This is a genomic window from Klebsiella sp. C283 (genome assembly GCF_048822555.1).
Classification (GTDB): Bacteria; Pseudomonadota; Gammaproteobacteria; order Enterobacterales; family Enterobacteriaceae; genus Klebsiella; species Klebsiella quasipneumoniae.
In genome coordinates this window covers 39696-64715 of record NZ_JBMEZS010000003.1, presented here as the reverse complement: position 1 = coordinate 64715, position 25020 = coordinate 39696, and the positions used below count along the sequence as shown (strand labels likewise).

Sequence of the window (25020 nt, the reverse complement as noted above, 5' to 3'; positions counted from 1 at the left end):
TTTCCTCTTTTATTGCTCAAGCGCCGCAGACATCGCCGCCGGCTCGTTAAGCGCGGAAGCGGTCAGGGTGTCAACAATACGTTTGGTCAGGCCGGTGAGGACTTTACCCGGGCCAACCTCATACAGATGCGTGACGCCCTGAGCAGCCATAAACTCAACGGTTTTGGTCCACTGAACCGGGCTATACAGCTGGCGTACCAGCGCGTCGCGAATGGCGTCCGGCGCGGTTTCGCACTTCACGTCGACGTTATTTACCACCGGAATCGTCGGCGCGTTGAAGGTGATGTTCTGCAGCTCAAGCGCCAGTTTTTCCGCAGCGGGCTTCATCAGCGCACAGTGGGAGGGCACGCTCACCGGCAGCGGCAGCGCGCGTTTAGCGCCCGCGGCTTTACAGGCGGCGCCTGCGCGTTCGACGGCCTCTTTGTGACCGGCGATAACCACCTGTCCCGGGGAATTGTAGTTCACCGGAGAGACAACCTGCCCTTCGGCCGAGTCTTCACAGGCTTTGGCAATAGCCGCGTCGTCCAGACCGATAATCGCTGACATGGCGCCGGTACCTTCCGGTACGGCTTCCTGCATGAATTTGCCGCGCAGTTCAACCAGGCGAACGGCATCAGCGAAAGCGATAACGCCCGCGCAAACCAGCGCGGAGTATTCGCCAAGGCTGTGGCCTGCCAACAGCGCCGGCGCTTTGCCGCCCTGCTGCTGCCAGACGCGGTACAGCGCCACGGAGGCGGTCAGCAGCGCCGGCTGGGTCTGCCAGGTCTTATTCAGTTCTTCTGCCGGGCCCTGTTGCGTCAGCGCCCACAGATCGTAACCCAACGCTGCGGAAGCTTCACCGAAGGTCTCTTCAATGACTGGCCAGGTCGCCGCCATATCGGCCAGCATGCCTACGGCCTGAGAGCCCTGTCCCGGGAACACAAAAGCAAATTGCGTCATGTTTAAATCCTTATACTAAAAACGAACCAGCGCGGAACCCCAGGTGAAACCGCCACCAAAGGCTTCCAGCAAAATCAGCTGCCCACGTTGAATGCGGCCATCGCGGACGGCCTCATCCAGCGCGCAAGGGACTGACGCCGCGGAGGTGTTGCCATGGCGGTCGAGGGTCACTACGACGTTATCCATCGACATGCCCAGTTTCTTCGCCGTCGCGCTGATGATCCGCAGGTTTGCCTGATGCGGCACCAGCCAGTCCAGCGCTGAACGTTCAAGATTGTTCGCGGCCAGCGTCTCATCAACGATATGCGCTAACTCGGTGACCGCCACTTTGAAGACTTCATTACCGGCCATCGTCAGATAGATCGGATTTTCCGGATCGACGCGATCGGCGTTCGGCAGGGTCAGCAGTTCGCCATAGCTACCGTCAGCATGCAGATGCGTCGAGATAATGCCAGGCTCTTCGGAGGCGCCCAGCACCACCGCGCCGGCGCCATCGCCGAAAATAATAATCGTCCCACGATCGGCCGGATCGCAGGTGCGCGCCAGCACATCAGCGCCAACGACCAGCGCATAATCCACCGCGCCGTTTTTCACATACTGATCGGCGACGCTCAGCGCATAGGTGAAACCGGCGCAGGCGGCCGCGACGTCAAACGCCGGGCAGCCTTTGACGCCCAGCATAGACTGAATCTGGCAAGCCGAACTCGGAAACGCGTGCGTGCCGGAGGTGGTCGCAACGATGATCAGACCAATTTGCTCCGCGGACACCCCCGCCATCGCCAGCGCCTGCTTTGCGGCTTCAAAGCCCATCGTAGCAACTGTTTCATGCGCTGCGGCAATACGACGCTCACGGATACCTGTGCGGGTGACAATCCACTCGTCAGAGGTCTCTACCATTTTTTCCAGGTCGGCGTTTGTACGCACTTGCTCGGGCAGATAGCTGCCGGTACCAATAATCTTCGTATACATGTACGCTCAGTCACTCTTGGGTAATATACCCGCCTCGTTCAACCGCCGCGGCGTCAGTGGTGTCCATTCGTCCCGCTTTGCTGTCGGGCGTTCACGTCACTGTCGCTTTCCGGCAGCTCGAAACCAGCTGGGTATAAAGATTCCAGGCGCGCGGCGATCCGTTGAGGAATTTGCCGCTGCACCGCCTGCACTGCCTGCTCTATCGCGACGCTAAAGGCGCGCTGATTGGCAGCACCATGACTCTTGATCACGGAACCGCGCAATCCTAACAGACAGGCGCCATTATACTGGTCGGGGTTGAGGTGACTGAATCGCCTCGCCAGGCTTTTTTGTAACCAACGTTTTAGTAACAGCAGCCACCACGACCGTTTTTTGCCCTCTCCCTGAGATTTCAGCAGTGAAAGGAACATTCTGACAACACCTTCCATGGTTTTTAATGTGACGTTGCCCGTGAATCCGTCACAAACCAGCACATCGGTTTTTCCGGTCAACAGTTCATTGGCTTCAAGATAGCCGATGTAGTTGAGGGAAGGCAGCGTTTTGAGCACTGCGGCAGCATCGCGGATGCTGCTGAGGCCTTTCATCTCTTCTTCGCCGATGTTAAGCAAGGCGACGCGTGGATTGGCAATGCCGACCACCTCTTCCGCCAGTACCGCGCCCATCACCGCGAACTGCACCAGCATCGTGCTGTCGCAGTCGACGTTGGCGCCGAGATCCAGCACCACGGTTTTGCCTTTCTGCTGGTGCGGCAAAACCGTCACCAGCGCCGGCCGCTCAATACCTTCGATCGGCTTGAGCAGCAGTTTCGCCAGGCCCATCAGCGCGCCGGTGTTGCCGGCGCTAACGCAGGCTTCCGCCCGCCCTTCTTTCACAAGCTCCAGCGCCACGCGCATTGAGCTTCCGCGACTGCTGCGGATAGCCTGTGCGGGTCGCGCATCACTGGCAATAACTGACTGCGCAGGAATAATCTGCAGACGCGAACGTTGTTCGAAGTCAGCTTTGGCGAGTAATGGCGTGATGGCGTCGGGATCGCCGACTAAAAGAAGTGTGAGTTGCGAATTAGAGTTCAGTGCCTGCAGTGCTGCAGGCACTGTCACGGATGGGCCGAAATCGCCCCCCATGACATCTAACGCCAGGGTTAGACGTGTCAAGGTATCGTCGCTGCCCGGTTCGGTGATTCCCCAGTTGCCCGGGGAGTCCTCACTAAGCTTCATCACGCTGGCACCCGCGAATTTTCACGCTGCTGACGCAACAATCCGGGCATTGACGCTTCTGGTTACCGGGTTAACCGAGTGTCCAGGTACGCACACGCCCGCCATGGCCTGCAACGGGAAATCCTGCGAGTATCGCGTGATTACTTAGCGATAACCTTGCGACCGCGGTAGAAACCGTCGGCAGTGATGTGGTGACGCAGGTGTTTCTCACCAGAAGTTTTGTCTACAGACAGGCTGGTGACTGCGGTCAGCGCGTCATGGGAACGACGCATGCCACGTTTGGAACGGGTTGGTTTATTCTGTTGTACGGCCATGGACCTTACTCCTCAATTACTTACGCTTTAAGCTGGCTAATACGGCAAATGGGTTTGGTTTTTGTGCCTCTTCAGGCAGTTCGCCAAAGACCATGTCCGCGTCGGACACTTCACAGTGTTCAGAATCATGCACCGGAACTACGGGCAGGGAGAGGATAATTTCATCCTCGACCATTGCCTGCAGGTCGATTTCACCGAATTCGTTAACCTCAATCGGCTCATACGCTTCCGGTAGTGCTTCGGCCTGTTCGTCATTTCTGACGGGGCTAAAACAATACGTGGTGTGGACGTGATGGGAGAACGGTTTCCCGCAACGCTGGCATTCGAGGGTTACCGTTACCTTCGCATCGCCTGTAATGACGGCGAGACGCTGGTTATCGATAGCGAACGACATGCTGCATTCCACATCGCTGTCCACGCTGACTACAGAATCGGCTACACGTTCAACCTGATCGCGGGCATAGATGCCTTCGTAATCAAGGCGTTTTTGAGCCGTGCGTACCGGATCAAGAGTCAGGGGTAATTTTACCTTTTGCATAGGGCGCGCATATTAACTTTGTAATGTCATAGAGTCAAAGAAAAAGGCAGCCTCAGGTTGCCTTTTGCCATTTATTCGCACACATTGCGGCGCATAGTTTAAGATGATGCTCTGCGAAGCGCTATATGTGGATGAAAAAATATGTCTGAACTTATCCTGGCGTCAACCTCTCCCTGGCGGCGCATGCTGCTGGAAAAACTGGGATTACCGTTTGAATGCGCGGCGCCTGACGTCGACGAAACGCCCCGTCCTGAAGAATCCGCGCGTCAGCTTGTCACCCGGCTGGCGCAGGCCAAAGCGCAGAGCCTGGCCTCGCGCTACCCCAATCACCTTATTATAGGCTCCGATCAGGTTTGCGTACTGGACGGTGAGATCACCGGTAAACCGCACACCGAGGAAAATGCCCGCAGGCAGTTGAGAAAGGCCAGCGGGTCAATCGTCACCTTTTATACCGGCCTGGCGCTGTATAACTCCGCCAGCGGTCATCTGCAAACCGAATGCGAGCCCTTTGACGTCCACTTCCGCCATCTCAGCGATAAAGAGATCGAAGGCTATGTGCGCAAAGAGAACCCGCTGCAGTGCGCCGGGAGTTTCAAGAGCGAGGGGTTAGGCATTACGCTGTTCGAACGGCTGGAAGGTCGCGATCCGAATACGCTGGTCGGGTTACCCTTAATCGCGCTGTGTCAGATGCTGCGCCGCGAAAACGACAACCCGCTGTTAGGCTAAGGCCAATAAAACGGCGGAACTGATTCCGCCGTTGCGCTTATTTGCTCTTCCGTAGCACCTGTAAACAGTGCTTCAGCTGGTTATCCAGCGGCGCCTCAACGCGCATCACCTCCCCGCTCCCCGGGTGGGTAAACTTCAGCGCAGCAGCGTGGAGGAACAGGCGGTTTAAGCCGGTACCTGAGAGTTGCTTATCAAATTCGCGGTCGCCATAGCGGTCGTCAAAGGCGATAGGATGGCCAGCATACTGGGTATGAACGCGAATCTGATGGGTGCGCCCGGTGACCGGACTGCAGCGCACCAGCGTGGCGAATTCATAACGCTCTTCCACTTTAAAGCGCGTCTCTGACGGCTTGCCTTCCTGACTCACGCGGACAATTCGCTCCCCGCTCTGCAGAATGTTCTTCAATAGCGGGGCCTGCACTACTTTGGTATGCGACTGCCACTGGCCGCGCACCAGCGCCAGATAGTCTTTCTGCATGCCTTTATCGCGCAGCTGCTCGTGCAGCGAACGCAGCGCCGAGCGCTTTTTCGCCACCAGCAGCACGCCTGAAGTATCGCGGTCGAGTCGATGCACCAGCTCAAGGAAGCGCGCCTCCGGGCGCAGGGCGCGCAACCCTTCAATCACCCCGAAGCTCAGGCCGCTGCCGCCATGTACCGCAGTGCCGGAAGGCTTATTGAGGACCAGAATATGATCGTCTTCATAGAGGATCACCTCAGAGAGCGCCGCGACTTTCTGTAGATGCGGCGATACCGCCTCTTCTTCACGCTCCGCCACGCGCACCGGCGGGATACGGACTTCATCGCCCGCTTCCAGCTTATACTCCGGCTTCACGCGTTTTTTATTCACCCGCACCTCGCCTTTACGCAGGATACGATAAATCATGCTCTTCGGTACGCCTTTCAATTGCGTACGCAAAAAGTTGTCGATACGTTGCCCCGCTTCATCAGCAGCAATGGCAACCATTTTTACGGTTGGGGTCTCAGTTTTCATGGTGCGCGATTCTAAATAGCCGGACGCATTAGCGCCACTCATTTTTATATGCTTATATTTATCATTATCCTGTTTTCACGGTTTGCCTGACCGCCATATTGTTTGTTATTAGAACAATCTGTATGGGCAGGTGATAAAACTGTGAGTAACCGGGTGATAAAAGGTGAAAGTCAACTTGCTATAACAAGGTTAGCAATGGAATAATGAGACCGTTTTCCGTATTGCATCTTGTTAGAACAAGACATTAGCGGAATGACCAATTTTGTCTGACCGATCGCCCACGCAGCAATGGCGTAAGACGTTGTGATCTTTCAGACAGTTAGCGGGCTGCGGGTTGCAGTCCTTACCGGTACAGGCTCTATGGATTTCAAGTCGCAGGAAGGCGTCAACTCCGGGACTCCCGGGAGCTCATCTGGATCAGCCGATCGAGGTGAGCAGGTTAAGCCATCATGCCTGCAACGCGAAAGACGACGAGTATAAATGGAATATTCTCTGGTGATACATCCCAGGCTGTTCCCCTGAATAATTGCGCTGTGTTTCCGTTTGAAACACAGGCGACCGACACTCTGCGCCTCTTAAGCGCGCGACAACCGTGAGGTTGGCGACGTGAACCAGACACGAGGCCATCGGTTTTCCCCCGGAAAGGCATTACTCTGCCCGCAGCTTAGTCGTCAATGTAAGAATAATGAGTAAGTTACGATGAAAAGAATGTTAATCAACGCAACTCAGCAGGAAGAGTTGCGCGTCGCCCTTGTTGATGGGCAGCGCCTGTACGACCTGGATATCGAAAGCCCCGGGCACGAACAGAAAAAAGCGAACATCTACAAAGGCAAAATCACCCGCATTGAACCCAGCCTTGAAGCCGCGTTTGTTGATTACGGCGCCGAGCGTCATGGTTTCCTCCCCCTCAAAGAAATCGCCCGCGAATACTTCCCCGCCAACTACAATGCGCATGGTCGTCCTAATATCAAAGACGTACTGCGTGAAGGTCAGGAAGTTATCGTGCAGATTGATAAAGAAGAACGCGGCAACAAAGGCGCTGCGCTCACCACCTTTATCAGCCTGGCGGGCAGCTATCTGGTACTGATGCCGAACAACCCGCGCGCGGGGGGAATTTCCCGCCGTATCGAGGGCGACGACCGTACCGAACTGAAAGAAGCGCTGGCGAGCCTGGAGCTTCCGGACGGCATGGGCCTTATCGTTCGCACCGCTGGCGTCGGCAAATCCGCCGAAGCCCTGCAGTGGGACCTGAGCTTCCGTCTGAAACACTGGGAAGCGATTCAGAAAGCCGCGGAAAGCCGTCCGGCGCCGTTCCTGATCCACCAGGAAAGCAACGTCATTGTCCGCGCCTTCCGTGACTACCTGCGCCAGGATATCGGCGAAATCCTGATCGATAACCCGAAAGTGCTTGAGCTGGCGCGCCAGCATATCGCCGCGCTGGGTCGTCCGGATTTCAGCAGCAAAATCAAACTGTACACCGGTGAAATCCCGCTGTTCAGCCACTACCAGATCGAATCCCAGATTGAATCCGCCTTCCAGCGTGAAGTCCGTCTGCCGTCCGGTGGCTCTATCGTCATCGACAGCACTGAAGCGCTGACCGCTATCGATATCAACTCCGCCCGCGCTACCCGCGGCGGCGATATCGAAGAGACGGCGTTCAACACCAACCTCGAAGCGGCTGACGAGATTGCCCGCCAGCTGCGTCTGCGCGACCTCGGCGGCCTGATCGTTATCGACTTTATCGATATGACTCCGGTTCGCCACCAGCGCGCCGTGGAGAACCGTCTGCGCGAAGCCGTCCGTCAGGACCGGGCGCGCATTCAGATCAGCCATATCTCGCGCTTCGGCCTTCTGGAGATGTCCCGCCAGCGCCTGAGTCCGTCGCTGGGCGAATCCAGCCACCACGTCTGCCCGCGCTGCTCCGGCACCGGCACCGTGCGTGATAACGAATCGCTGTCGCTCTCTATTCTGCGTCTGATTGAAGAAGAAGCGCTGAAAGAGAACACCAAAGAAGTTCATGCCATCGTTCCGGTACCGATCGCCTCCTATCTGCTGAACGAAAAACGTGCCGCGGTGAGCGCTATCGAATCCCGCCAGGGCGATGTGCGCGTGATCATCGTGCCAAACGACGAAATGCAGACGCCGCACTACTCCGTCCTGCGCGTGCGCAAAGGTGAAGAGACCTCAACGCTGAGCTACCTGCTGCCGAAGCTGCATGAAGAAGAGATGGCGCTGCCGGGCGACGATGAGCCGGCAGAACGGAAACGTCCGGAACAACCGGCCCTCGCCGCTTTTGTCATGCCTGACGCGCCGCCGGCCCCGATGCTCGAAGAGCCAGCCGCCGCGCCTGTCGCCGCAGCGACCCCGGTCGCGGCCGCCGCACCGGCGCAGCCTGGCCTGCTCTCGCGCTTCTTCAGCGCGCTGAAGAATATCTTCTCTGGCGCCGAAGAGGCCAAACCGGCTGAAGTTCAGGTCGAGAAGAAAGCGGAAGAAAAACCGGAGCGTCAGCAGGAGCGCCGTAAACCGCGCGCCAACAACCGCCGCGATCGCAACGACCGTCGTGACAATCGCGACAATCGTGATAATCGCGACAACCGTGATAACCGCGACGCGCGTGCCGAGAATAACGAAGGCCGTGAACCGCGCGAATCGCGTGAAGAGAACCGTCGCAACCGTCGCGAGAAGCCGTCGCAGAATGTGGAAGCCCGTGATGTTCGCCAGACCTCAGGTGACGACGCGGAAAAAGCGAAATCTCGTGACGAGCAGCAGCCGCGCCGCGAACGCACCCGCCGCCGCAATGACGACAAACGTCAGGCGCAGCAGGAAGCCAAAGCGCAGACACGCGAAGAGCCGGTAGTGCAGGAGACGGAGCAGGAAGAGCGTGTGCAGACCCTGCCGCGTCGTAAACCGCGCCAGCTGGCACAGAAAGTGCGCGTCGAGTCCGCTGTCGTTGAGCAGGTTGCCGAGATCGTGCCAGAAGCCGTAGTGGCGGAAGTTATCGCTCCGCGCAGCGAGCCGGTGAAAGCCGAGCTGCCAGCAGTCGTGGAGAGCGTAGCGGACCAGGACGAAAATGGCGAATCCCGTGAAGCGAACGGTATGCCGCGTCGCTCGCGTCGTTCCCCGCGTCACCTGCGCGTCAGCGGACAGCGTCGTCGTCGCTATCGTGACGAACGCTATCCGACCCAGTCGCCAATGCCGCTGACCGTGGCCTGCGCATCGCCGGAGATGGCTTCCGGTAAAGTCTGGATCCGCTACCCGGTAGTTCGTCCGCAGGACCAGCAGCCGGAAGAGGTTCAGGTTCAGGACGACAACGTCGTGGAAACCGTCGCGGCCGTCGCGGCCCCGGTTGCCGTCGTTGAAACCGTTACCGCTGCGCCGGTCACCATTGAGCCGGCTACTATGGAGCCGGTTACCGCTGAGCCTGTGGTCGTCGAGCCGGTCGCGGCCGCCGAGCCGGTGGTCGTTGATGCTGCGGAAGTTGTCGCGCCAGCAGCCCTCGAGCCTGCGCCGCAGGAGCTGGTCACCGAAGCGCCGGCTGTCGAAGCGCCTCAGGCTATCGCGCCAGTGACGATCGACGCCGAGCCGGTGGTGGTAGAACCTGAAGTGGTGGAAACGGCGCCTGTCGTTGAAGCGCCAGTGGAAACCATCGCCCCGGCGGCGGAAACCGCGGTTGAAGCACCGGTTGTCGAAGCAGCGCCTGTCGAGCCGGTCAAGGCCGAGCCCCCGGTGAGCAAGCCGGTAGTGGTGGTGAGTCATCGCCATGCCACCGCGCCAATGACCCGTGCGCCAGCGCCGGACTATGTCCCGGAAGCACCACGCCACAGCACCTGGGTGCGGCCGCCATTCGCCTTTGAAGGTAAAGGCGCCGCCGGCGGTCATAGTGCGACCCATAAAGCCACCGCTGAACCGACCCGCCCACAGCCCGTCGAGTAAGCGTGTTAAATAAAAAAACCGGCCTCCTGGCCGGTTTTTTTATGCGCTTTGCGGAGGCTGCATGCCGGCGAGGTCCGGCATGATCTCCCGCATCAGGTCAAGGAACTTACGCAGCCGCGTCGGATAATAGCGCGCCCAGGGATAGACCAGATGGACCGGCAGCGAGGCGGGACGCCACTGCGGGAACAGCTCTGTCAACCTTCCGGCGGCAAGATCTTCCGCCACCGTCCAGCTGGACACCATCGCCACCCCCAGACCCGCCAGCGCGGTATTGCGCGCGACGTACAGGCTGTCGGTGCTCAGACAGGGGGTAATCGCCGTGGAGACGATCTGCCCGCTTACCTGATGTCGGAGCCGTACCTCATGCTGATAAAAGGTGTTAATGGCGATCCACGGCAGGCCGGATAACGCCTCCAGCGAGGTTAACGGCGGGTACTTCGCCAGCAGTTCAGGAGAGGCCACCACGCAGCGCGGCACTTCCGCCAGCAGCACGGAGACCGTGGCCGGATCCACCTCCGCCCCCACGCGGATGGCGCAGTCGATATTATCGCTGAGAAAGTCGACAGTATTATCATTCAGCATCCACTCCACCGACAGCTGCGGATGACGCTGGAGAAAGGCGACCAGCGGCCCCAACAGCTGCTGCTGGCCAAAAGCGTGCGGTGCCCTCACCCGCAGCACCCCTACCGGCCGATCGTCGGCAATACGCAGGTCATCTTCCAGCGCCAGCCAGGCATCCACCAGCTGGCGAGCGTGACGGTAGCAGCGTTCGCCATCGTCAGTGAGCTTCATCGCGTGGGTGGTACGCAGGATCAGCTTGACCCCCAGCAGCCCTTCAAGGGACTGCAGGCGGCGGCTGACGGTCGCCTGAGTGGTATCCATCTGTCCCGCCGCGGCGGAGAGCGACCCGGTCTCCACAATGCGGATATAAGTGCGCATCAGCTCAATGCGGTCTATACGCTCCTGTCTTTTCATTCTTCTTTTGCCTATACGTGCTACGTATAACCGTTTTACCACCAGCCCGGCTACCGCGCCAGCCGCGTTCAGGGAAAAATAGCCCCATCGCATACACGAGGCACTGATCATGACACCGACTTCTCTTTCCGCCCGCGACGCAGGCTGGATTATCTTCATTCTCGCGCTCGGCGCTGGCTTTAGCGTCGCCTCTATCTACTACGCGCAGCCGCTGCTGCCGTTGATGGGCGCCAATCTCCACCTGACGGTAGAAGGTATGGGTCTGGTCCCTACGCTGACGCAGGCGGGTTATGCGCTCGGCATTCTGTTCCTGCTTCCGCTCGGCGACCGCCACGATCGCCGCCGGCTGATCCTGGTGAAAAGCGCGCTGCTGGCGCTCCTGCTGCTGCTGTGCAGCCTCACCGGCCAGCTCAGCTCACTGCTGGTGGTTAGTCTGCTGATCGGTATGGCGGCGACCATGGCGCAGGATATCGTCCCGGCGGCGGCGATCCTCGCCCCGGCGGGCAAGCAGGGAAAAATGGTGGGCACGGTGATGACCGGGCTGCTGCTGGGGATCCTGCTTTCCCGGACGGTCAGCGGCGTGGTGGGCGCAGTGTTCGGCTGGCGGGTGATGTATCAGGCGGCGGCGGTCAGCGTGGCGCTGATTGGCCTGGTGATGTGGCGGGTGCTGCCGCGCTTCGCCATTCACTCGACGCTGAGCTATCCGCAGCTGATGGCCTCGATGGCGCATCTGTGGCAGCGTTACCCGGCGCTACGCCGCGCTGCGCTGGCTCAGGGGGCGCTCTCTGTCGCCTTCAGCGCCTTCTGGTCGACGCTGGCGGTGATGCTCTCCGAACATTATCACATGGGCAGCGCGGTAGCGGGCGGCTTTGGTATCGCCGGGGCCGCCGGGGCGCTGGCTGCGCCGCTGGCCGGCGGACTGGCCGATAAATTTGGCGCCGGTAAAGTGACGCAAATGGGGGCGGCGCTGGTCACCGTCTCCTTCGCCCTGATGTTTATACTGCCGCTGCTGCCACTGCATGGCCAGCTGGCGCTGATTGCCCTGTCGGCGATTGGCTTCGACCTTGGCCTGCAGTCAAGCCTGGTGGCGCATCAGAACCTAGTGTATGGCCTCGAGCCACAGGCCCGCGGCCGCCTGAACGCTCTGCTGTTTACCGTGGTCTTCATTGGGATGTCGCTGGGGTCGGTGCTGGGCAGCAAGCTTTACGTACTGGCCGGCTGGAACGGGGTGGTTACCCTGGCGGTGGTCAGCGGGGCGATCGCCCTGGCGATCCGCTTGCTGGAGAATGCCCGTATCGTTGCAGCCGAACGCCGCGCATCATAAAAAAAACCCGCTTCGCCTGAGGCGAAGCGGGTTCATCAATTCCCATTCAAGCGATTACGCTGTACGACGGGCAAACTCTTTCACGCGGAAGCCCAGCAGCAGCAGTGTGGCGAAATAGGCCACCACTCCGGCGATCACCACCACCAGCAGACGCATCAGACGGAACGGCATCGTCCCCAGCGACCACTCCGGCATGAGATGCATGACGCCCAGCAGCGCCGCGGCCATGACCAGCACCGCAGCAATCAGACGCAGCAGGAAGGCCAGCCAGCCCGGTTGAGGGGTGAAAATTTTCTGTTTACGCAACTGCCAGTAAAGCAGCGCAGCGTTCAGGCAGGCCGCCAGACCGATGGACAGCGACAGACCCGCATGCTTCAGCGGGCCGATAAACGCCAGGTTCATCACCTGGGTCATAATCAGGGTGACAATGGCAATCTTGACCGGGGTCTTGATGTCCTGACGGGAATAGAAACCCGGCGCCAGCACCTTCACCACGATAAGCCCCATGAGCCCCACGGAATAAGCCACCAGCGCGCGCTGGGTCATCGCCGCATCAAAGGCGCTAAATTTGCCGTACTGGAACAGGGCCACGGTCAGCGGTTTAGCGAGGATCCCCAGCGCCACCGCGCTCGGCAGCGCCAGCAGGAAGCAGAGACGCAGCCCCCAGTCCATCAGCCGGCAATACTCGTCATGATTACCGCTGGCGAAGCTTTTTGACAGCGAGGGCAGCAGGATAGTGCCGAGCGCCACCCCCAGAACACCGGACGGAAACTCCATCAGGCGGTCAGCATAGTACATCCACGACACCGATCCCGACACGAGAAACGAAGCGAAGATGGTATTGATGATAAGGGAGATCTGGCTTACCGACACGCCGAGGATCGCCGGGCCCATCTGCTTCACCACCCGCATCGCGCCGGCATCTTTCAGATTGATGCGCGGCAGGACCAGCATGCCAATCTTCTTCAGGTGCGGCAGCTGGTAGGCCAGCTGCAGCACGCCGCCGACCGTGACAGCCCAGGCCAGCGCCAGCACCGGCGGATGGAAGTACGGCGCGGCAAACAGCGCAAAGCCAATCATGCTGACGTTAAGGAACGTCGGCGCAAAGGCCGGCACCGAGAAGCGGTTCCAGGTATTGAGGATCGCCCCCACCAGCGAGGCCAGGGAGATCAGCAAAATATAGGGGAAGGTAATGCGCAGCAATTGGGTGGTCAGCGCAAATTTATCGGCGGTATCAGCAAACCCGGGGGCGGTGATGGTGATCACCCACGGCGCCGCCAGCATCCCGATAACGGTGACGATCGCCAGGGCCAGGGTCAGCAATCCGGAGACATACGAGACAAACACCCGGGTGGCATCTTCGCCCTGCTTGCTTTTATATTCGGCAAGGATCGGCACAAACGCCTGCGAGAAGGCGCCTTCGGCAAAAATACGCCGCAGCAGATTAGGCAGTTTGAAGGCGACGAAAAAGGCGTCGGTCGCCATCCCGGCGCCAAAAATGCGCGCCACAATCGCATCGCGGGCAAAGCCCAGCACGCGCGAAAACATGGTCATCGAACTGACGGCCGCCAGTGATTTTAAAAGGTTCATTACGCTGTTATTCCAAACCCTGGAGTAAAACGCCCGCAAATGCGGGCGCTGGAAAGTGGCGATAGTCTACCGGGTTCAACATGAATTACTACTGTCAGTTGTTACAACGGATTATTCGCTAATGGCGTCGCGCCAGAGTTTGTCGACCACCCGCTGAGCCAGCAGCGCCTGTTCGCCTGCAGTTTCAGGAACGGTCTGATTTTGCACGCATTCGATAAAATGGCGCGCGCAGCCGACAAAGCCGCGCTGCTCCAGGGTGATTTGCCAGCCGGCGACCGGGCGCTGGACCACGCCGTGACCGCACTCTTCCTGCCATTCGCGCATCTCGCTGACGGCATATAGCCCGCCATCCGTCACCGCCTGCACCCACTCGCGCTGGCTGCCTGCGCGGCGGTGCATGCTGGTGGTGACCTGCAGCCGGGGCGAACTGAACTGGTGTTCGGCATAGAGCATCTCGCCCTGCGGAGTGATCTGTAGCGCGCCACCGCGCAGACGCGCCTGACCGTCGGCCAGCCATAGCGCGGTATCCACCACGTGCAGATAGTCATCAAGCAGGGTAAAGCGCAGATCGTTGCCCACGCTATCGCTGCGGTGCTTATCCATCCGCAGCGAGGCCGCCTCGCCCAGCCGTCCCTTCAGCTCCCGATAGAGCGGTGCGAAGCGGCGATTGAAACCGACCATCAGCGTCAGACGCCGCCGCGCCGCCAGCTCGACCAGCATCTCCGCCTCACTCAGCTTGTCCGCCAGCGGTTTGTCCACGCAAACATGAACCCCTGCATTCAGCAAATGATTCACCACTTCATAATGTGAAGCCGTCGACGTATGGACAAAAACCGCATCGCACTGCGCCGCCAGAGCATCCAGTGATTCAGCGTAGGGGATCCGCCAGGTTTCGCAGACCCGCAGCGCCTTCTCTTTTCCCGGCGACCAGGCCGCCTGCAGCGTCCAGCTTTCCGCCGCCCCCAGCACCGGCAGCCACGCTTTCTGCGCAATGCCGCCTAAGCCAACCACTCCGATGCGCAATCTTGTCCCCACGTTTTAGTCCCCCAGATGGTGTAACAGCGAATCGAGGCGCGCTTTCAGCTCCGCCACCTCGCCTTCCAGCGCTTCAACCCTGGCTCGCAGATCGTCATCCTCTTCCAGCGGCGCGAGTGCTTCCACCGTCGTGATCAGCGTGTCCATCTCGTCGCAAAACAGATGCATATAGCGGCTTTCCCGTTTTCCCGGCTCCCGGGGCAGACGGGCGACAAAGGGACCATCTTCGCGGGTCGCCAGCCCTTCCAGCACGCTTTCCACTTCCGCCATATCGCTGAACTCATGCATCCGCTGCGCCCGGCTGCGTAATTCACCCGGCGTCTGGGCGCCGCGCAGCAGCAGCGTCGTCACCACCGCCACCTCGCCGGCGCTGAGCTTCAGATCGCCAAATTCGGAGTTGCAAAAGCGCTGCTCATACTTGGTTACCCGATTGCCGAATCCGCTGACCGTGCGCAGATAGTGGCGTTTCACCAGGGTATCCAGCAGCGTCTGGACCTCGCCTTCGCTCAGCGACATCACCGGCTCGCGGTTGGTTTTCTGATTGCAGGCGGTCACGACGGCGTTCACCGACAGCGGATACTGCTCGGGCGTGGTGACCTGCTTTTCCAGCAGACAGCCAATGACGCGCGCTTCATGCGCGGTTAACTGATATTTCATCCTCTCTCCTTAACGTCCCGCTGACCAGTCCGGCGTCGTTAGCGCCGTCAATACATGGTCACGCCACTGCCCGTCGATCAGCAGGTAATCTTTGGCGTAACCCTCTTTTTCAAACCCCAACCGCGCCAGCAGCGCGCCGCTGCGCTGATTATGCGGCATATAGTTGGCCATAATGCGATGAATATGCTGCGTACGCTGCATATAGCGAATCGCTGACGTCAGCGCTTCAAACATCAGCCCCTGCCCCTGCCACTTCTCGCCAATAGAGTAGCCGAGATAGCAGGCATGGAATGATCCACGCACCACGTTGGAAAAGTTCGCCACGCCGACGATCTCCTTTTCCTCCGGATCGAGCAGCGCGAAATAAAAAGCAGACCCCTGTTTATGAAACTCGGCGATCATCGACAGACGCGCCTGCCATCCGGAAGGATAGCAGTGGCTGTCGTCACGAACCGGCTCCCAGGGTTTTAAGAACGCCTTATTCTCGGCGTAATAATCGGCCAGACGCCAGGCGTCACGATCGTGAACCAGGCGCACCACCAGCCGGTCCGTCGTCAAACGCACCTTCGGCACGTTACTGCGATAGCCAAACATTTCCTTTTCAGTCCCCCTGACTTCATTCTTGCTGCCTTCACTATACCTGTCCTGCGCGACGGTGTGAAAACAGCAACATACCATTTTCTGCGCCATCTCCTCTTTTCGATGAATAGCCTCAATCGAACTTGCATTTTGATAAAAAAATATTGTCGCAAGGGCGCTGGGAAAAGCAGCAGATTGCCCGCAGAATATCCACGCTTATCTCTATTTTTCCCTGGAGGGGAAATGTCCCGCGTCTCGCAGGCAAGGAGCCTGGGTAAATATTTCCTGTTAGTCGATAACATGCTGGTCGTGTTGGGCTTTTTTGTCGTCTTCCCGCTGATTTCCATCCGCTTTGTCGATCAGATGGGTTGGGCGGCGCTGATGGTCGGCATCGCACTCGGCCTGCGCCAGTTGGTGCAGCAGGGATTAGGTATCTTTGGCGGCGCTATCGCCGACCGCTTCGGCGCCAAACCGATGATCGTCACCGGTATGCTGATGCGCGCCGGCGGCTTCGCGGCGATGGCCGTCGCCCATGAGCCGTGGGTGCTGTGGTTCTCGTGCATACTTTCCGGGCTCGGCGGCACGCTGTTCGATCCGCCGCGGGCGGCGCTGGTGGTTAAGCTGGTGCGCCCGCATCAGCGTGGCCGCTTTTTCTCCATCCTGATGATGCAGGATAGCGCCGGCGCGGTGATTGGCGCGCTGCTGGGCAGCTGGCTGCTGCAGTATGATTTCCGCCTGGTGTGCAGCGCCGGCGCCGCGCTGTTTATCGCCTGCGCGGCATTTAACGCCTGGTATCTGCCGGCATGGAAGCTCTCGACGGTGAAAACGCCGATCCGCGAGGGGCTGGGCCGGGTGCTGCGGGACAAGCGCTTCGTCACCTATGTCCTGACGCTGACGGGCTATTACATGCTGGCGGTGCAGGTGATGCTGATGCTGCCGATCATGGTGAATGACATCGCCGGCTCGCCGGCCGCCGTGAAGTGGATGTACGCCATCGAAGCCACCATTTCGCTGACCCTGCTCTATCCCATTGCCCGCTGGAGCGAAAAACGTTTTCGCCTTGAGCACCGGCTGATGGCCGGTCTGCTGGTGATGACTCTGGCCATGCTCCCCATCGGCATGACCAGCAGTTTGCAACAGCTGTTTACCCTGATCTGCCTGTTTTACATCGGATCCATCATTGCCGAACCCGCCCGGGAGACGCTGGGCGCCTCGCTGGCGGACGCCCGGGCGCGCGGCAGCTATATGGGCTTCAGCCGCCTGGGGCTCGCCTTTGGCGGCGCGCTGGGATATGCGGGCGGCGGCTGGCTGTTTGATGCCGGTAAGGCCGCGGGTCAGCCCGAGCTGCCGTGGCTGATGCTCGGGGCCATCGGGGTTATCACCTTCCTGGCGCTGTGGTGGCAGTTTAGTCCGAAACGCTCTACCTCCGGCATGCTGGAGCCGCGGACCTGATGCGCGCGGCGGCGGTTTCTCCCGCTTTCAGCCTATTCTGCTGGTATCGAGGGTGCTGACAGGTCATGATGCTTTGTGTCAGGATGAATGAAGATATGAGCCAGAGGACCCCCATGAAAAAGATTTTGATCGCCGCCGCGCTGATTGTCAGCGGCCTGCTGAGCGGCTGTAATCAGCTGACCCAATACACGGTAAGCGAGCAGGAGATTAACCAGGCCCTGCAGAAGCGAAACCATTTTGCCAAAGATATTGGTCTGAAAGGCGTTGCCGACGCCCATATCGAACTGCAGAACCTCACCAGCGCCATCGGGCGCGAGGAGCCGGGCAAAGTCACGCTGACCGGGATCGCTAACGTCGACCTGAACTCCCTGTTCGGTACGCAGAAAGCGACGATCGATCTGAAGCTCAAAGCGCTGCCAACCTTTGACAGAGAGAAAGGCGCCATCTTCCTGCAGGAAATGGAGGTGGTGGATGCCAAAGTGGCGCCCGAGAAGCTGCAGTCGGTCATTCAGGCCCTGCTCCCCTATCTGAATCAGTCGCTGCGCAGTTACTTCAGCCAGCAGCCTGCCTATGTCCTGCGTGAGGACGCCAGCACCGGTGAAGCGCTGGCGAAGAAATACGCCAAAGGCATAGAGGTGAAGCCGGGCGAGATTGTCATCCCCTTTACCAATTAATCTCCAGGGCGCCGCGGCGCCCTCAATTTTTTACGGAAATGAGTGCAAAGGAAAACGTTTACGCTTATCCTTAGTGCCCGGCAAAAAACAGCCCTGATGACTGAACCTATTAGCCGGAGCCTTCCATGACAGCACAATCCCAGGTATTGAAAATCCGCCGCCCAGACGACTGGCATATCCATCTGCGTGATGACGATATGCTGAAAACCGTCGTGCCTTATACCAGTGAGTTTTATGGCCGGGCGATCGTGATGCCGAATCTGGTGCCGCCTGTCACCACCGTCGCGGCGGCTATCGCCTATCGCCAGCGCATTATGGACGCCGTCCCGGCCGGGCACGATTTTACCCCGCTGATGACCTGCTATCTGACAGACTCCCTCGACCCGGCTGAGCTGGAGCGCGGCTTTAACGAAGGCGTGTTCACCGCCGCCAAGCTTTACCCGGCCAATGCCACCACCAACTCCAGCCACGGCGTCACCAGCACCGACGCTATTATGCCGGTGCTGGAGCGGATGGAAAAACTGGGGATGCCGCTGCTGGTACATGGCGAAGTCACCCATGCCGAGATTGATATTTTCGACCGCGAAGCGCGCTTTATTGAAACCGTGATGGAGCCGCTGCGCCAGCGCCTGCCCGGCCTGAAGGTGGTCTTTGAGCATATCACCACCAAAGATGCCGCCGAGTATGTGCGTGACGGTAATGAACTGCTGGCGGCCACTATCACCCCGCAGCATCTGATGTTCAACCGTAACCATATGCTGGTCGGCGGTATTCGTCCTCACTTGTACTGCCTGCCGGTACTCAAACGCAATATTCATCAGCAGGCACTGCGCGAACTGGTCGCCAGCGGCTTTAGCCGCGTCTTCCTTGGCACCGATTCCGCGCCGCATGCCCGCCATCGTAAGGAAGCCAGCTGCGGCTGCGCCGGCTGCTTCAACGCCCCGACCGCCCTCGGCAGCTACGCCACCGTATTTGAAGAAATGAACGCTCTGCAGCACTTTGAGGCCTTCTGCTCGCTGAACGGCCCGCGCTTTTACGGTCTGCCGGTCAATGAAAGCTATGTTGAACTGGTGCGTGAAGAGACGACCGTCGTCGACAGTATTGCGTTGCCCAATGACACCCTGGTGCCGTTCCTGGCAGGTGAAACCGTCCGCTGGACCATGAAGCGATAAAAAACGCGGCCCCCTGTTGTCAATGCTCACCAGATACTGTATAAATAACCAGTATCAAACACAGGGGGCAATTATGCGCATTGAAGTCTCTATCGCCAAAACGACCGCCTTACCCAACGGCGCGCTGGAAGCGCTGAATAACGAACTCTCTCGCCGTATCGCCGAAAAGTTCCCGGCCATCGACAGCCAGGTGAGCGTCCGCTACGCCACGGGCAATCAGCTCTCGGTGTTCGGCGGCCTGAAAGAAGACAAAGACCGGATAAGCGAAATCCTGCAAGAAACCTGGGAAAGCGCGGACGACTGGTTTGTCCACGACCTCTCCTGAAGCATGGCGGGATCCAGTTACTCTGGTTTGCTCCCTCATTGTGCTTTTCTTTGCCGGGTCGCCCCGGCTTTTTTATCCTCTTCTCATGTTCAGAATATTCCTGATTATTCTGCTTAATATCGACTAAAATGGCCGTTTTGCACGCTTATCTTGAGTAAAAAAGCGGCAAAACAAGAAAATCATGCTGCCTTTCATTTAATTTCTCGAGTTTATTCTTGATCCCTGATATAATTAACTTGCTTCAAAAAACATGCATTAAACCTCGAGAATTGTTGTCTTTTAACATATGAATAAGGGGTTATGATGGAAAAAAATAATGAAGTCATTCAGACCCATCCCCTCGTTGGATGGGACATCAGCACCGTTGATAGCTACGATGCGCTGATGTTGCGCCTGCACTACCAGAACCCCGCTCAAGAAAACAGTCATGATGCTGAGATAGGCCAGACGCTATGGCTAACGACGGACGTCGCACGTCAGTTTATTTCAATCCTGGAAGCAGGCATTGCGAAAATTGAATCTGGCGAATACCAGGAAAACGAGTACCGCAGACATTAACGCGGCCCTCGGAATGACTTAACAATAAGCTTAACAGGCACCTGCGGGTGCCTGAATTATTTTCGGGCTTGTATAAGCACAGGGAGTTAATTACCCTGCTAACAAGGCAATTACCCGGAACTCACCATGCAATACGATCTTATCATTATCGGCAGCGGCTCCGTCGGCGCCGCCGCTGGCTATTATGCGCGTCGTGCCGGACTCAATGTTCTGATGACCGATGCCCATCAGCCTCCTCACCAGGAAGGCAGCCATCACGGCAGCAGCCGTCTTATCCGTCACGCCTATGGTGAAGGTGAAAAATATGTTCCGCTGGTGCTGCGCGCCCAGCAGCTGTGGGATGAACTGGCCGAGATCAGTGGCGAAGCCGTGTTTGAACGCACCGGCGTCATAAACCTCGGCCCCGCCAGCTCCCCTTTCCTCGCCAACGTTGCCGCCAGCGCCCGTGCGTTCCAGCTTGAGGTGGAAGAGCTGGATGCCCAGGCCGTGATGCAGCGCTGGCCGGAGATACGCCTCCCCGATGACTATCGGGCGATTTTTGAACCCGCTTCCGGCGTACTGCGCAGCGAACTGGCCGTGGAAACCTGGATCCGTCTGGCGCGGGAAGCGGGCTGCGCGCAGCTATTCAACTGCCCGGTCTCGGCTATTCATCACCATGCAGATGGGGTCACCATCGATACCCTCGACGGTGAATATCATGGTAAAAAGCTGCTGGTCAGCGCCGGGACCTGGGTCACCCGCCTGCTTCCGGACCTCCCCATCCAGCCGGTACGCAAGGTGTTCGCCTGGTACCAGGCCGATGGCCGTTACAGCAGCAAGAATCACTTCCCGGCCTTCACCGGCGAGTTGCCCAACGGCGATCAATACTACGGTTTCCCGGCGGAAGATAACGAGCTGAAGATTGGCAAGCATAACGGCGGTCAGCCGATCTCCATGCCGCAGCAGCGAGTGGCGTTTGGCGCTGTCGCCAGCGATGGCTCCGAATCGTTTCCGTTTTTGCGTAACGTCCTGCCCGGGATCGGCGGCTGCCTGCACGGCGCCTCCTGTACCTACGATAATACCGTTGATGAAGACTTTATTATCGATACGTTACCCGGCAGACCAGACACGCTGCTCATCACCGGTCTGAGCGGGCACGGCTTTAAGTTTGCCCCGGTGCTGGGGGAAATTGCCAGTCAGTTTGCTCAGGGCGAAGCTTCGAGCTTCAACCTGGCGCCCTTCTCGCTGGCGCGCTTTAACGCGTAATGGAATGCGGCACTTTTGCCGTCGGGCAAAAAAAACGGCCTCTGTCGAGGCCGTTAGTGATTGAGAGCGGTTATGCGTCGCCTGTTTAATTTGCTGGTCAATAACGTCCGCGAGCACTTTATGATCTACCTGGCGCTCTGGCTGCTGCTGGCGATCATCGATCTTGTCTGGTTATGGTTTTTCTGACGGCTCAGGATCGAGGATCCCGAGTTTGGTGTTCAGCCGGCCACGGGATTTGTTAAAGATTTTATTGCCGTTTTCACGCCCGGCGCGCAGCTGACGCTGCTCCTCTTCCGGCAGCTTATGCTCTTCCATGCAGGCTTCGCTACAGCAGCCGGCAAATTTCTCGGCACAGCTCGGGCACTGGATAAACAACAGATGGCAGCCATCATTCAGGCAGTTGGTATGGGTGTCGCACGGCGCGCCGCACTGATGACAGTGCGCGATAACGTCATTGGAGATCCGCTCGCCCATCCGTTCATCAAAGACAAAGTTTTTGCCAATGAAACGCACCGGCAGCCCCTGCTCACGGGCGCGGCGGGCGTACTCGATGATGCCACCCTCGATGTGCCAGACCTTATTGAAGCCGTTATGCTTCATCCAGGCGCTGGCTTTTTCACAGCGAATACCACCGGTGCAATACATGACAATTTTCTTGTCTTTATGGTCCTGCATCATTTCAACGGCTTTCGGCAACTGGTCGCGGAAGGTATCCGCCGGGATCTCCAGCGCGTTTTCGAAATGGCCCACCTCATATTCATAGTGGTTGCGCATATCGATAAACACGGCATCCGGATCGTCAAGCATCGCGTTGACCTCCGCCGCCTTGAGATAGTCTCCGACGTTGGAGGCGTCGAAAGAGGGATCGTCGATGCCGTCGGCAACGATGCGGTCGCGCACTTTCAGACGTAGCACCCAGAACGATTTACCGTCGTCCTCGAGAGCGATATTGAAACGCAGCCCCGCCAGCGCCGGATCGAAGCCATTGAGAAACTCACGCAGGGCTTCAACGTTGCTTTCCGGCACGCTGATTTGCGCGTTGATCCCTTCCCGGGCCAGATAGATGCGGCCAAAGACTTTCAACTGGGTTAAGGCAACCCACAGCGCATCGCGGGTCGCTTGCGGATCGACAATGGTGAAATATTTATAGAACGAGATCGTCGTGCGCGGCTCGGTTTCAGCCAGCATTTGCGCCTTTAACGTCTCATTTGAAATGCGGTTGTGTAACACTGGCATGGTGTACCTGCTCGACATAGAAATGAGGAAATAAACGGCGGGCATGATATAGCAAAGCTTATTAATTTACATCCCTACATTTTACGCTACATTTTTCTCACCGGTCGCCCCCCACTTAACAAAACGATGTGGCTGTCGCCGCCTTTGGCTGGCCGGTAAAAAAATGCGATAATATAAGATGTTGCTCACTGATACGGGTATGAAATGACTCATTTGCCTAAATTTTCTCCGGCGCTGCTGCATCCGCGCTATTGGCTGCTGTGGCTGGGTATCGGCCTGCTGTGGCTGGTTGTCCAACTGCCCTACCCGCTGATCTACCGCCTCGGGAACGCCATCGGCCGGCTGGCCATGCGATTTATGAAGCGCCGGGCGAAGATCGCCTATCGCAACCTTGAGCTCTGCTTCCCCGAGAAAAGCGAGCAGGAACGTCACCGGATGGTGGTGATGAACTTTGAATCGGTGGGTATGGGGCTGATGGAGACCGGTATGGCCTGGTTCTGGCCGGTTCGCCGTATCGCCCGCTGGACCGACACCATCGGCTTTGAGCATATTCGCGATGTGCAGGCGCAGCAGCGCGGCATTCTGCTGATCGGCATTCATTTCCTGACACTGGAAATGGGCGCGCGGATGTTCGGTATGAACGAGCCGGGGATTGGCGTCTATCGTCCCAACGATAACCCGGTCATCGACTGGCTGCAGACCTGGGGCCGACTGCGCTCCAACAAGGACATGATCGACCGCAAGGATCTGAAAGGCATGATCCGCGCGCTGAAAAAAGGCGACGTGGTGTGGTACGCGCCAGATCATGATTACGGCCCGACCGCCAGCGTCTTCGCCCCACTGTTTGCCGTTGACCAGGCGGCGACCACCTCCGGCACCTGGATGCTGGCGAAAATGTCCAAAGCCTGCATCGTGCCCTTTGTTCCACGCCGTAAACCGGACGGCAAAGGTTATGAACTGATTATCCTGCCGCCAGAGTGCTCCCCGCCGCTGGACGACGCGGAAACCACCGCTGCGTGGATGAATAAGATCGTAGAGCAGTGCATTATGATGGCCCCGGAACAATATATGTGGCTCCATCGCCGCTTTAAAACCCGCCCCGAGGGGATGCCCTCCCGCTACTGACCCTCTTTCCCGGCCGCGCGCCTCCCGGCCGGGAATCCCCAGCGCTCAGGCTTTACGCTCTGCTTTAGCTTTAAAAGCTCTCCTCCATTGCGGCATTTATTTCCCAGGCGCATAATTAGCAGGCTCATATTTTCTCTTAATTTGACCTGCCGCGCAGGCCAGTGGAACCCTATGTCGTCTGCTGATACCCCCATTAACTGGAAACGAAACCTGACCGTCACCTGGCTTGGCTGCTTTTTAACCGGCGCCGCCTTCAGCCTGGTCATGCCCTTTCTGCCGCTCTACGTCGAACAACTCGGCGTCACCGGGCATAGCGCCCTCAACATGTGGTCCGGGCTGGTCTTTAGCATCACTTTTCTCTTCTCCGCCATCGCCTCGCCGTTCTGGGGCGGACTTGCTGACCGCAAGGGACGTAAAATCATGCTGCTGCGTTCAGCCCTCGGGATGGCCATTGTCATGATGTTGATGGGGATGGCGCAGAATATCTGGCAGTTTCTGCTACTGCGCGCGCTGCTCGGCCTGCTGGGCGGCTTTATTCCCAATGCCAACGCCCTGATTGCCACCCAGATCCCGCGCCATAAAAGCGGCTGGGCGCTGGGCACGCTGTCAACCGGCGCGGTAAGCGGCGCCCTGCTCGGCCCGCTGGCGGGAGGCTTCCTGGCCGACCACTGGGGCCTGCGTACTGTCTTCTTTATGACCGCGGCGGTGCTGTTTATCTGCTTCCTGTTTACCCTGTTTTTAATCCGTGAAAATTTTGTCCCGATCGCCAAAAAAGAGATGCTCAGCGCGAAGGCGGTGCTCTCCTCGCTGCAGAATCCGAAACTGGTGCTCAGCCTGTTTGTCACCTCGCTGATAATCCAGGTCGCTACCGGCTCCATTGCGCCGATCCTGACGCTTTACGTGCGCGATCTGGCGGGTAACGTCAGCAATATCGCCTTTATCAGCAGGATGATCGCCTCGGTGCCGGGCATTGCCGCCCTGATGAGCGCCCCTCGTCTGGGCAAACTGGGGGATCGTATCGGACCGGAAAAAATCCTCATCGTGGCGCTGATTATCTCGGTGCTGTTGCTGATCCCGATGTCGTTCGTCCAGACCCCGCTGCAGTTAGGTATCCTGCGATTCCTGCTCGGCGCCGCGGACGGCGCGCTGCTGCCGGCGGTGCAAACCCTGCTGGTGTATAACTCCACCAGCCAGATCTCCGGGCGGATCTTCAGCTATAACCAGTCATTTCGTGATATTGGCAATGTCACCGGCCCCCTGATCGGCGCCTCGGTTTCCGCCAACTACGGCTTTCGCGCCGTCTTCCTTGTCACCGCAGGAGTGGTGTTGTTTAACGCGATCTATTCGACCCTCAGCCTGCGCCGGCCAGCCGCGGACGCCTCGCAGCCCGACCGCCATTCACTAAATTAACGTCCAGAGGGGCTCAGCCCCTTGACGCCTTGCCTGGCG

General features: G+C 58.6%; 24 protein-coding genes. 12 read left to right on the top strand and 12 right to left on the bottom strand.

What is annotated here, in order from left to right; translation table 11 throughout:
- Nucleotides 1-9: 9 nt before the first annotated feature.
- The 5 genes from fabD to yceD form a co-directional block, all read right to left on the bottom strand.
- Entirely contained in the window at nt 10-939 is a 930-nt protein-coding gene (gene fabD, locus ACOI7Z_RS05980) for an ACP S-malonyltransferase (protein WP_048334680.1), read from the bottom strand.
- A 15-nt stretch (nt 940-954) separates the two neighbouring features.
- A complete protein-coding gene (locus tag ACOI7Z_RS05975) occupies nt 955-1908 on the bottom strand; it encodes a beta-ketoacyl-ACP synthase III (protein ID WP_002899288.1) in 954 nt (317 codons plus the stop codon).
- Between the two features lie 53 nt (nt 1909-1961).
- Nucleotides 1962-3059, bottom strand: a complete 1098-nt coding sequence (plsX, locus tag ACOI7Z_RS05970; protein ID WP_201785712.1) for a phosphate acyltransferase PlsX — start codon at nt 3057-3059, stop codon at nt 1962-1964.
- 203 nt (nt 3060-3262) lie between these two features.
- Nucleotides 3263-3436, bottom strand: a complete 174-nt coding sequence (rpmF, locus tag ACOI7Z_RS05965) for a 50S ribosomal protein L32 (protein ID WP_000290724.1) — start codon at nt 3434-3436, stop codon at nt 3263-3265.
- Between the two features lie 16 nt (nt 3437-3452).
- A complete protein-coding gene (gene yceD / locus ACOI7Z_RS05960; RefSeq protein WP_017900733.1) occupies nt 3453-3974 on the bottom strand; it encodes a 23S rRNA accumulation protein YceD in 522 nt (173 codons plus the stop codon).
- Between the two features lie 141 nt (nt 3975-4115).
- On the opposite strand from yceD, the gene ACOI7Z_RS05955 reads away from it, so the two are divergent.
- Nucleotides 4116-4700, top strand: a complete 585-nt coding sequence (locus ACOI7Z_RS05955) for a Maf family protein (RefSeq protein ID WP_023289135.1) — start codon at nt 4116-4118, stop codon at nt 4698-4700.
- 37 nt (nt 4701-4737) lie between these two features.
- Here the strand turns inward: ACOI7Z_RS05955 and rluC are convergent, their stop codons facing one another.
- Nucleotides 4738-5691 (bottom strand): 23S rRNA pseudouridine(955/2504/2580) synthase RluC, encoded by a 954-nt coding sequence (gene rluC, locus ACOI7Z_RS05950; protein ID WP_012542245.1) that lies wholly within the window; start codon nt 5689-5691, stop codon nt 4738-4740.
- 699 nt (nt 5692-6390) lie between these two features.
- On the opposite strand from rluC, the gene rne reads away from it, so the two are divergent.
- Entirely contained in the window at nt 6391-9624 is a 3234-nt protein-coding gene (gene rne, locus ACOI7Z_RS05945; RefSeq protein ID WP_087848980.1) for a ribonuclease E, read from the top strand.
- Nucleotides 9625-9663: 39 nt separating this feature from the next.
- On the opposite strand, the gene ACOI7Z_RS05940 is transcribed toward rne, so the two are convergent.
- The gene (locus ACOI7Z_RS05940; RefSeq protein ID WP_072096710.1) at nt 9664-10692 is read right to left on the bottom strand and encodes a LysR family transcriptional regulator; all 1029 of its coding nucleotides are present in this window, start codon (nt 10690-10692) and stop codon (nt 9664-9666) included.
- 16 nt (nt 10693-10708) lie between these two features.
- Between ACOI7Z_RS05940 and ACOI7Z_RS05935 the strand changes: the two genes are divergently transcribed.
- Nucleotides 10709-11923: an MFS transporter gene (locus ACOI7Z_RS05935; protein WP_023289132.1), complete on the top strand. Its 1215-nt coding sequence runs from the start codon at nt 10709-10711 to the stop codon at nt 11921-11923.
- A 54-nt stretch (nt 11924-11977) separates the two neighbouring features.
- On the opposite strand, the gene murJ is transcribed toward ACOI7Z_RS05935, so the two are convergent.
- From murJ to rimJ, 4 genes are all read right to left on the bottom strand, one after another.
- Nucleotides 11978-13513 (bottom strand): murein biosynthesis integral membrane protein MurJ, encoded by a 1536-nt coding sequence (gene murJ, locus ACOI7Z_RS05930; RefSeq protein WP_023289131.1) that lies wholly within the window; start codon nt 13511-13513, stop codon nt 11978-11980.
- A gap of 111 nt (nt 13514-13624) precedes the next feature.
- Nucleotides 13625-14536: a Gfo/Idh/MocA family protein gene (locus ACOI7Z_RS05925; RefSeq protein ID WP_170927827.1), complete on the bottom strand. Its 912-nt coding sequence runs from the start codon at nt 14534-14536 to the stop codon at nt 13625-13627.
- A 15-nt stretch (nt 14537-14551) separates the two neighbouring features.
- A complete protein-coding gene (locus ACOI7Z_RS05920) occupies nt 14552-15205 on the bottom strand; it encodes a YceH family protein (protein WP_023289129.1) in 654 nt (217 codons plus the stop codon).
- A 9-nt stretch (nt 15206-15214) separates the two neighbouring features.
- Complete coding sequence (gene rimJ, locus ACOI7Z_RS05915; RefSeq protein WP_017900738.1) at nt 15215-15799, bottom strand: ribosomal protein S5-alanine N-acetyltransferase; 585 nt, start codon at nt 15797-15799, stop codon at nt 15215-15217.
- 228 nt (nt 15800-16027) lie between these two features.
- Here rimJ and mdtH point away from each other — a divergent pair, with 228 nt between their 5' ends.
- The 7 genes from mdtH (at nt 16028) to ACOI7Z_RS05880 (ending at nt 21396) form a co-directional block, all read left to right on the top strand.
- A complete protein-coding gene (gene mdtH / locus ACOI7Z_RS05910) occupies nt 16028-17236 on the top strand; it encodes a multidrug efflux MFS transporter MdtH (RefSeq protein ID WP_065881751.1) in 1209 nt (402 codons plus the stop codon).
- A 113-nt stretch (nt 17237-17349) separates the two neighbouring features.
- Nucleotides 17350-17910: a lipoprotein gene (locus ACOI7Z_RS05905; protein WP_004204546.1), complete on the top strand. Its 561-nt coding sequence runs from the start codon at nt 17350-17352 to the stop codon at nt 17908-17910.
- 125 nt (nt 17911-18035) lie between these two features.
- Nucleotides 18036-19082 carry a dihydroorotase gene (pyrC, locus tag ACOI7Z_RS05900; protein WP_023289126.1) on the top strand — a complete coding sequence of 349 codons (1047 nt, stop codon included), beginning with the start codon at nt 18036-18038 and terminating at the stop codon, nt 19080-19082.
- Nucleotides 19083-19155: 73 nt separating this feature from the next.
- Nucleotides 19156-19407, top strand: coding sequence for a DNA damage-inducible protein I (dinI, locus tag ACOI7Z_RS05895; protein WP_087776210.1), 252 nt, complete (start codon nt 19156-19158; stop codon nt 19405-19407).
- A 303-nt stretch (nt 19408-19710) separates the two neighbouring features.
- The gene (gene bssS, locus ACOI7Z_RS05890; protein WP_023289124.1) at nt 19711-19965 is read left to right on the top strand and encodes a biofilm formation regulator BssS; all 255 of its coding nucleotides are present in this window, start codon (nt 19711-19713) and stop codon (nt 19963-19965) included.
- 126 nt (nt 19966-20091) lie between these two features.
- Nucleotides 20092-21210, top strand: coding sequence for an N-methyl-L-tryptophan oxidase (gene solA, locus ACOI7Z_RS05885; protein WP_065881755.1), 1119 nt, complete (start codon nt 20092-20094; stop codon nt 21208-21210).
- 72 nt (nt 21211-21282) lie between these two features.
- A complete protein-coding gene (locus ACOI7Z_RS05880; protein WP_004204539.1) occupies nt 21283-21396 on the top strand; it encodes a DUF2770 family protein in 114 nt (37 codons plus the stop codon).
- On the opposite strand, the gene ACOI7Z_RS05875 is transcribed toward ACOI7Z_RS05880, so the two are convergent.
- Entirely contained in the window at nt 21382-22446 is a 1065-nt protein-coding gene (locus tag ACOI7Z_RS05875) for a rhodanese-related sulfurtransferase (protein WP_023289122.1), read from the bottom strand. The two genes, ACOI7Z_RS05880 and ACOI7Z_RS05875, sit on opposite strands and share 15 nt — an antisense overlap.
- Before the next feature lie 204 nt (nt 22447-22650).
- On the opposite strand from ACOI7Z_RS05875, the gene ACOI7Z_RS05870 reads away from it, so the two are divergent.
- Nucleotides 22651-23571, top strand: coding sequence for a Kdo(2)-lipid IV(A) acyltransferase (locus ACOI7Z_RS05870; protein WP_044522065.1), 921 nt, complete (start codon nt 22651-22653; stop codon nt 23569-23571).
- A gap of 171 nt (nt 23572-23742) precedes the next feature.
- The gene (gene mdtG / locus ACOI7Z_RS05865; RefSeq protein WP_420702065.1) at nt 23743-24981 is read left to right on the top strand and encodes a multidrug efflux MFS transporter MdtG; all 1239 of its coding nucleotides are present in this window, start codon (nt 23743-23745) and stop codon (nt 24979-24981) included.
- Nucleotides 24982-25020 lie beyond the last annotated feature (39 nt).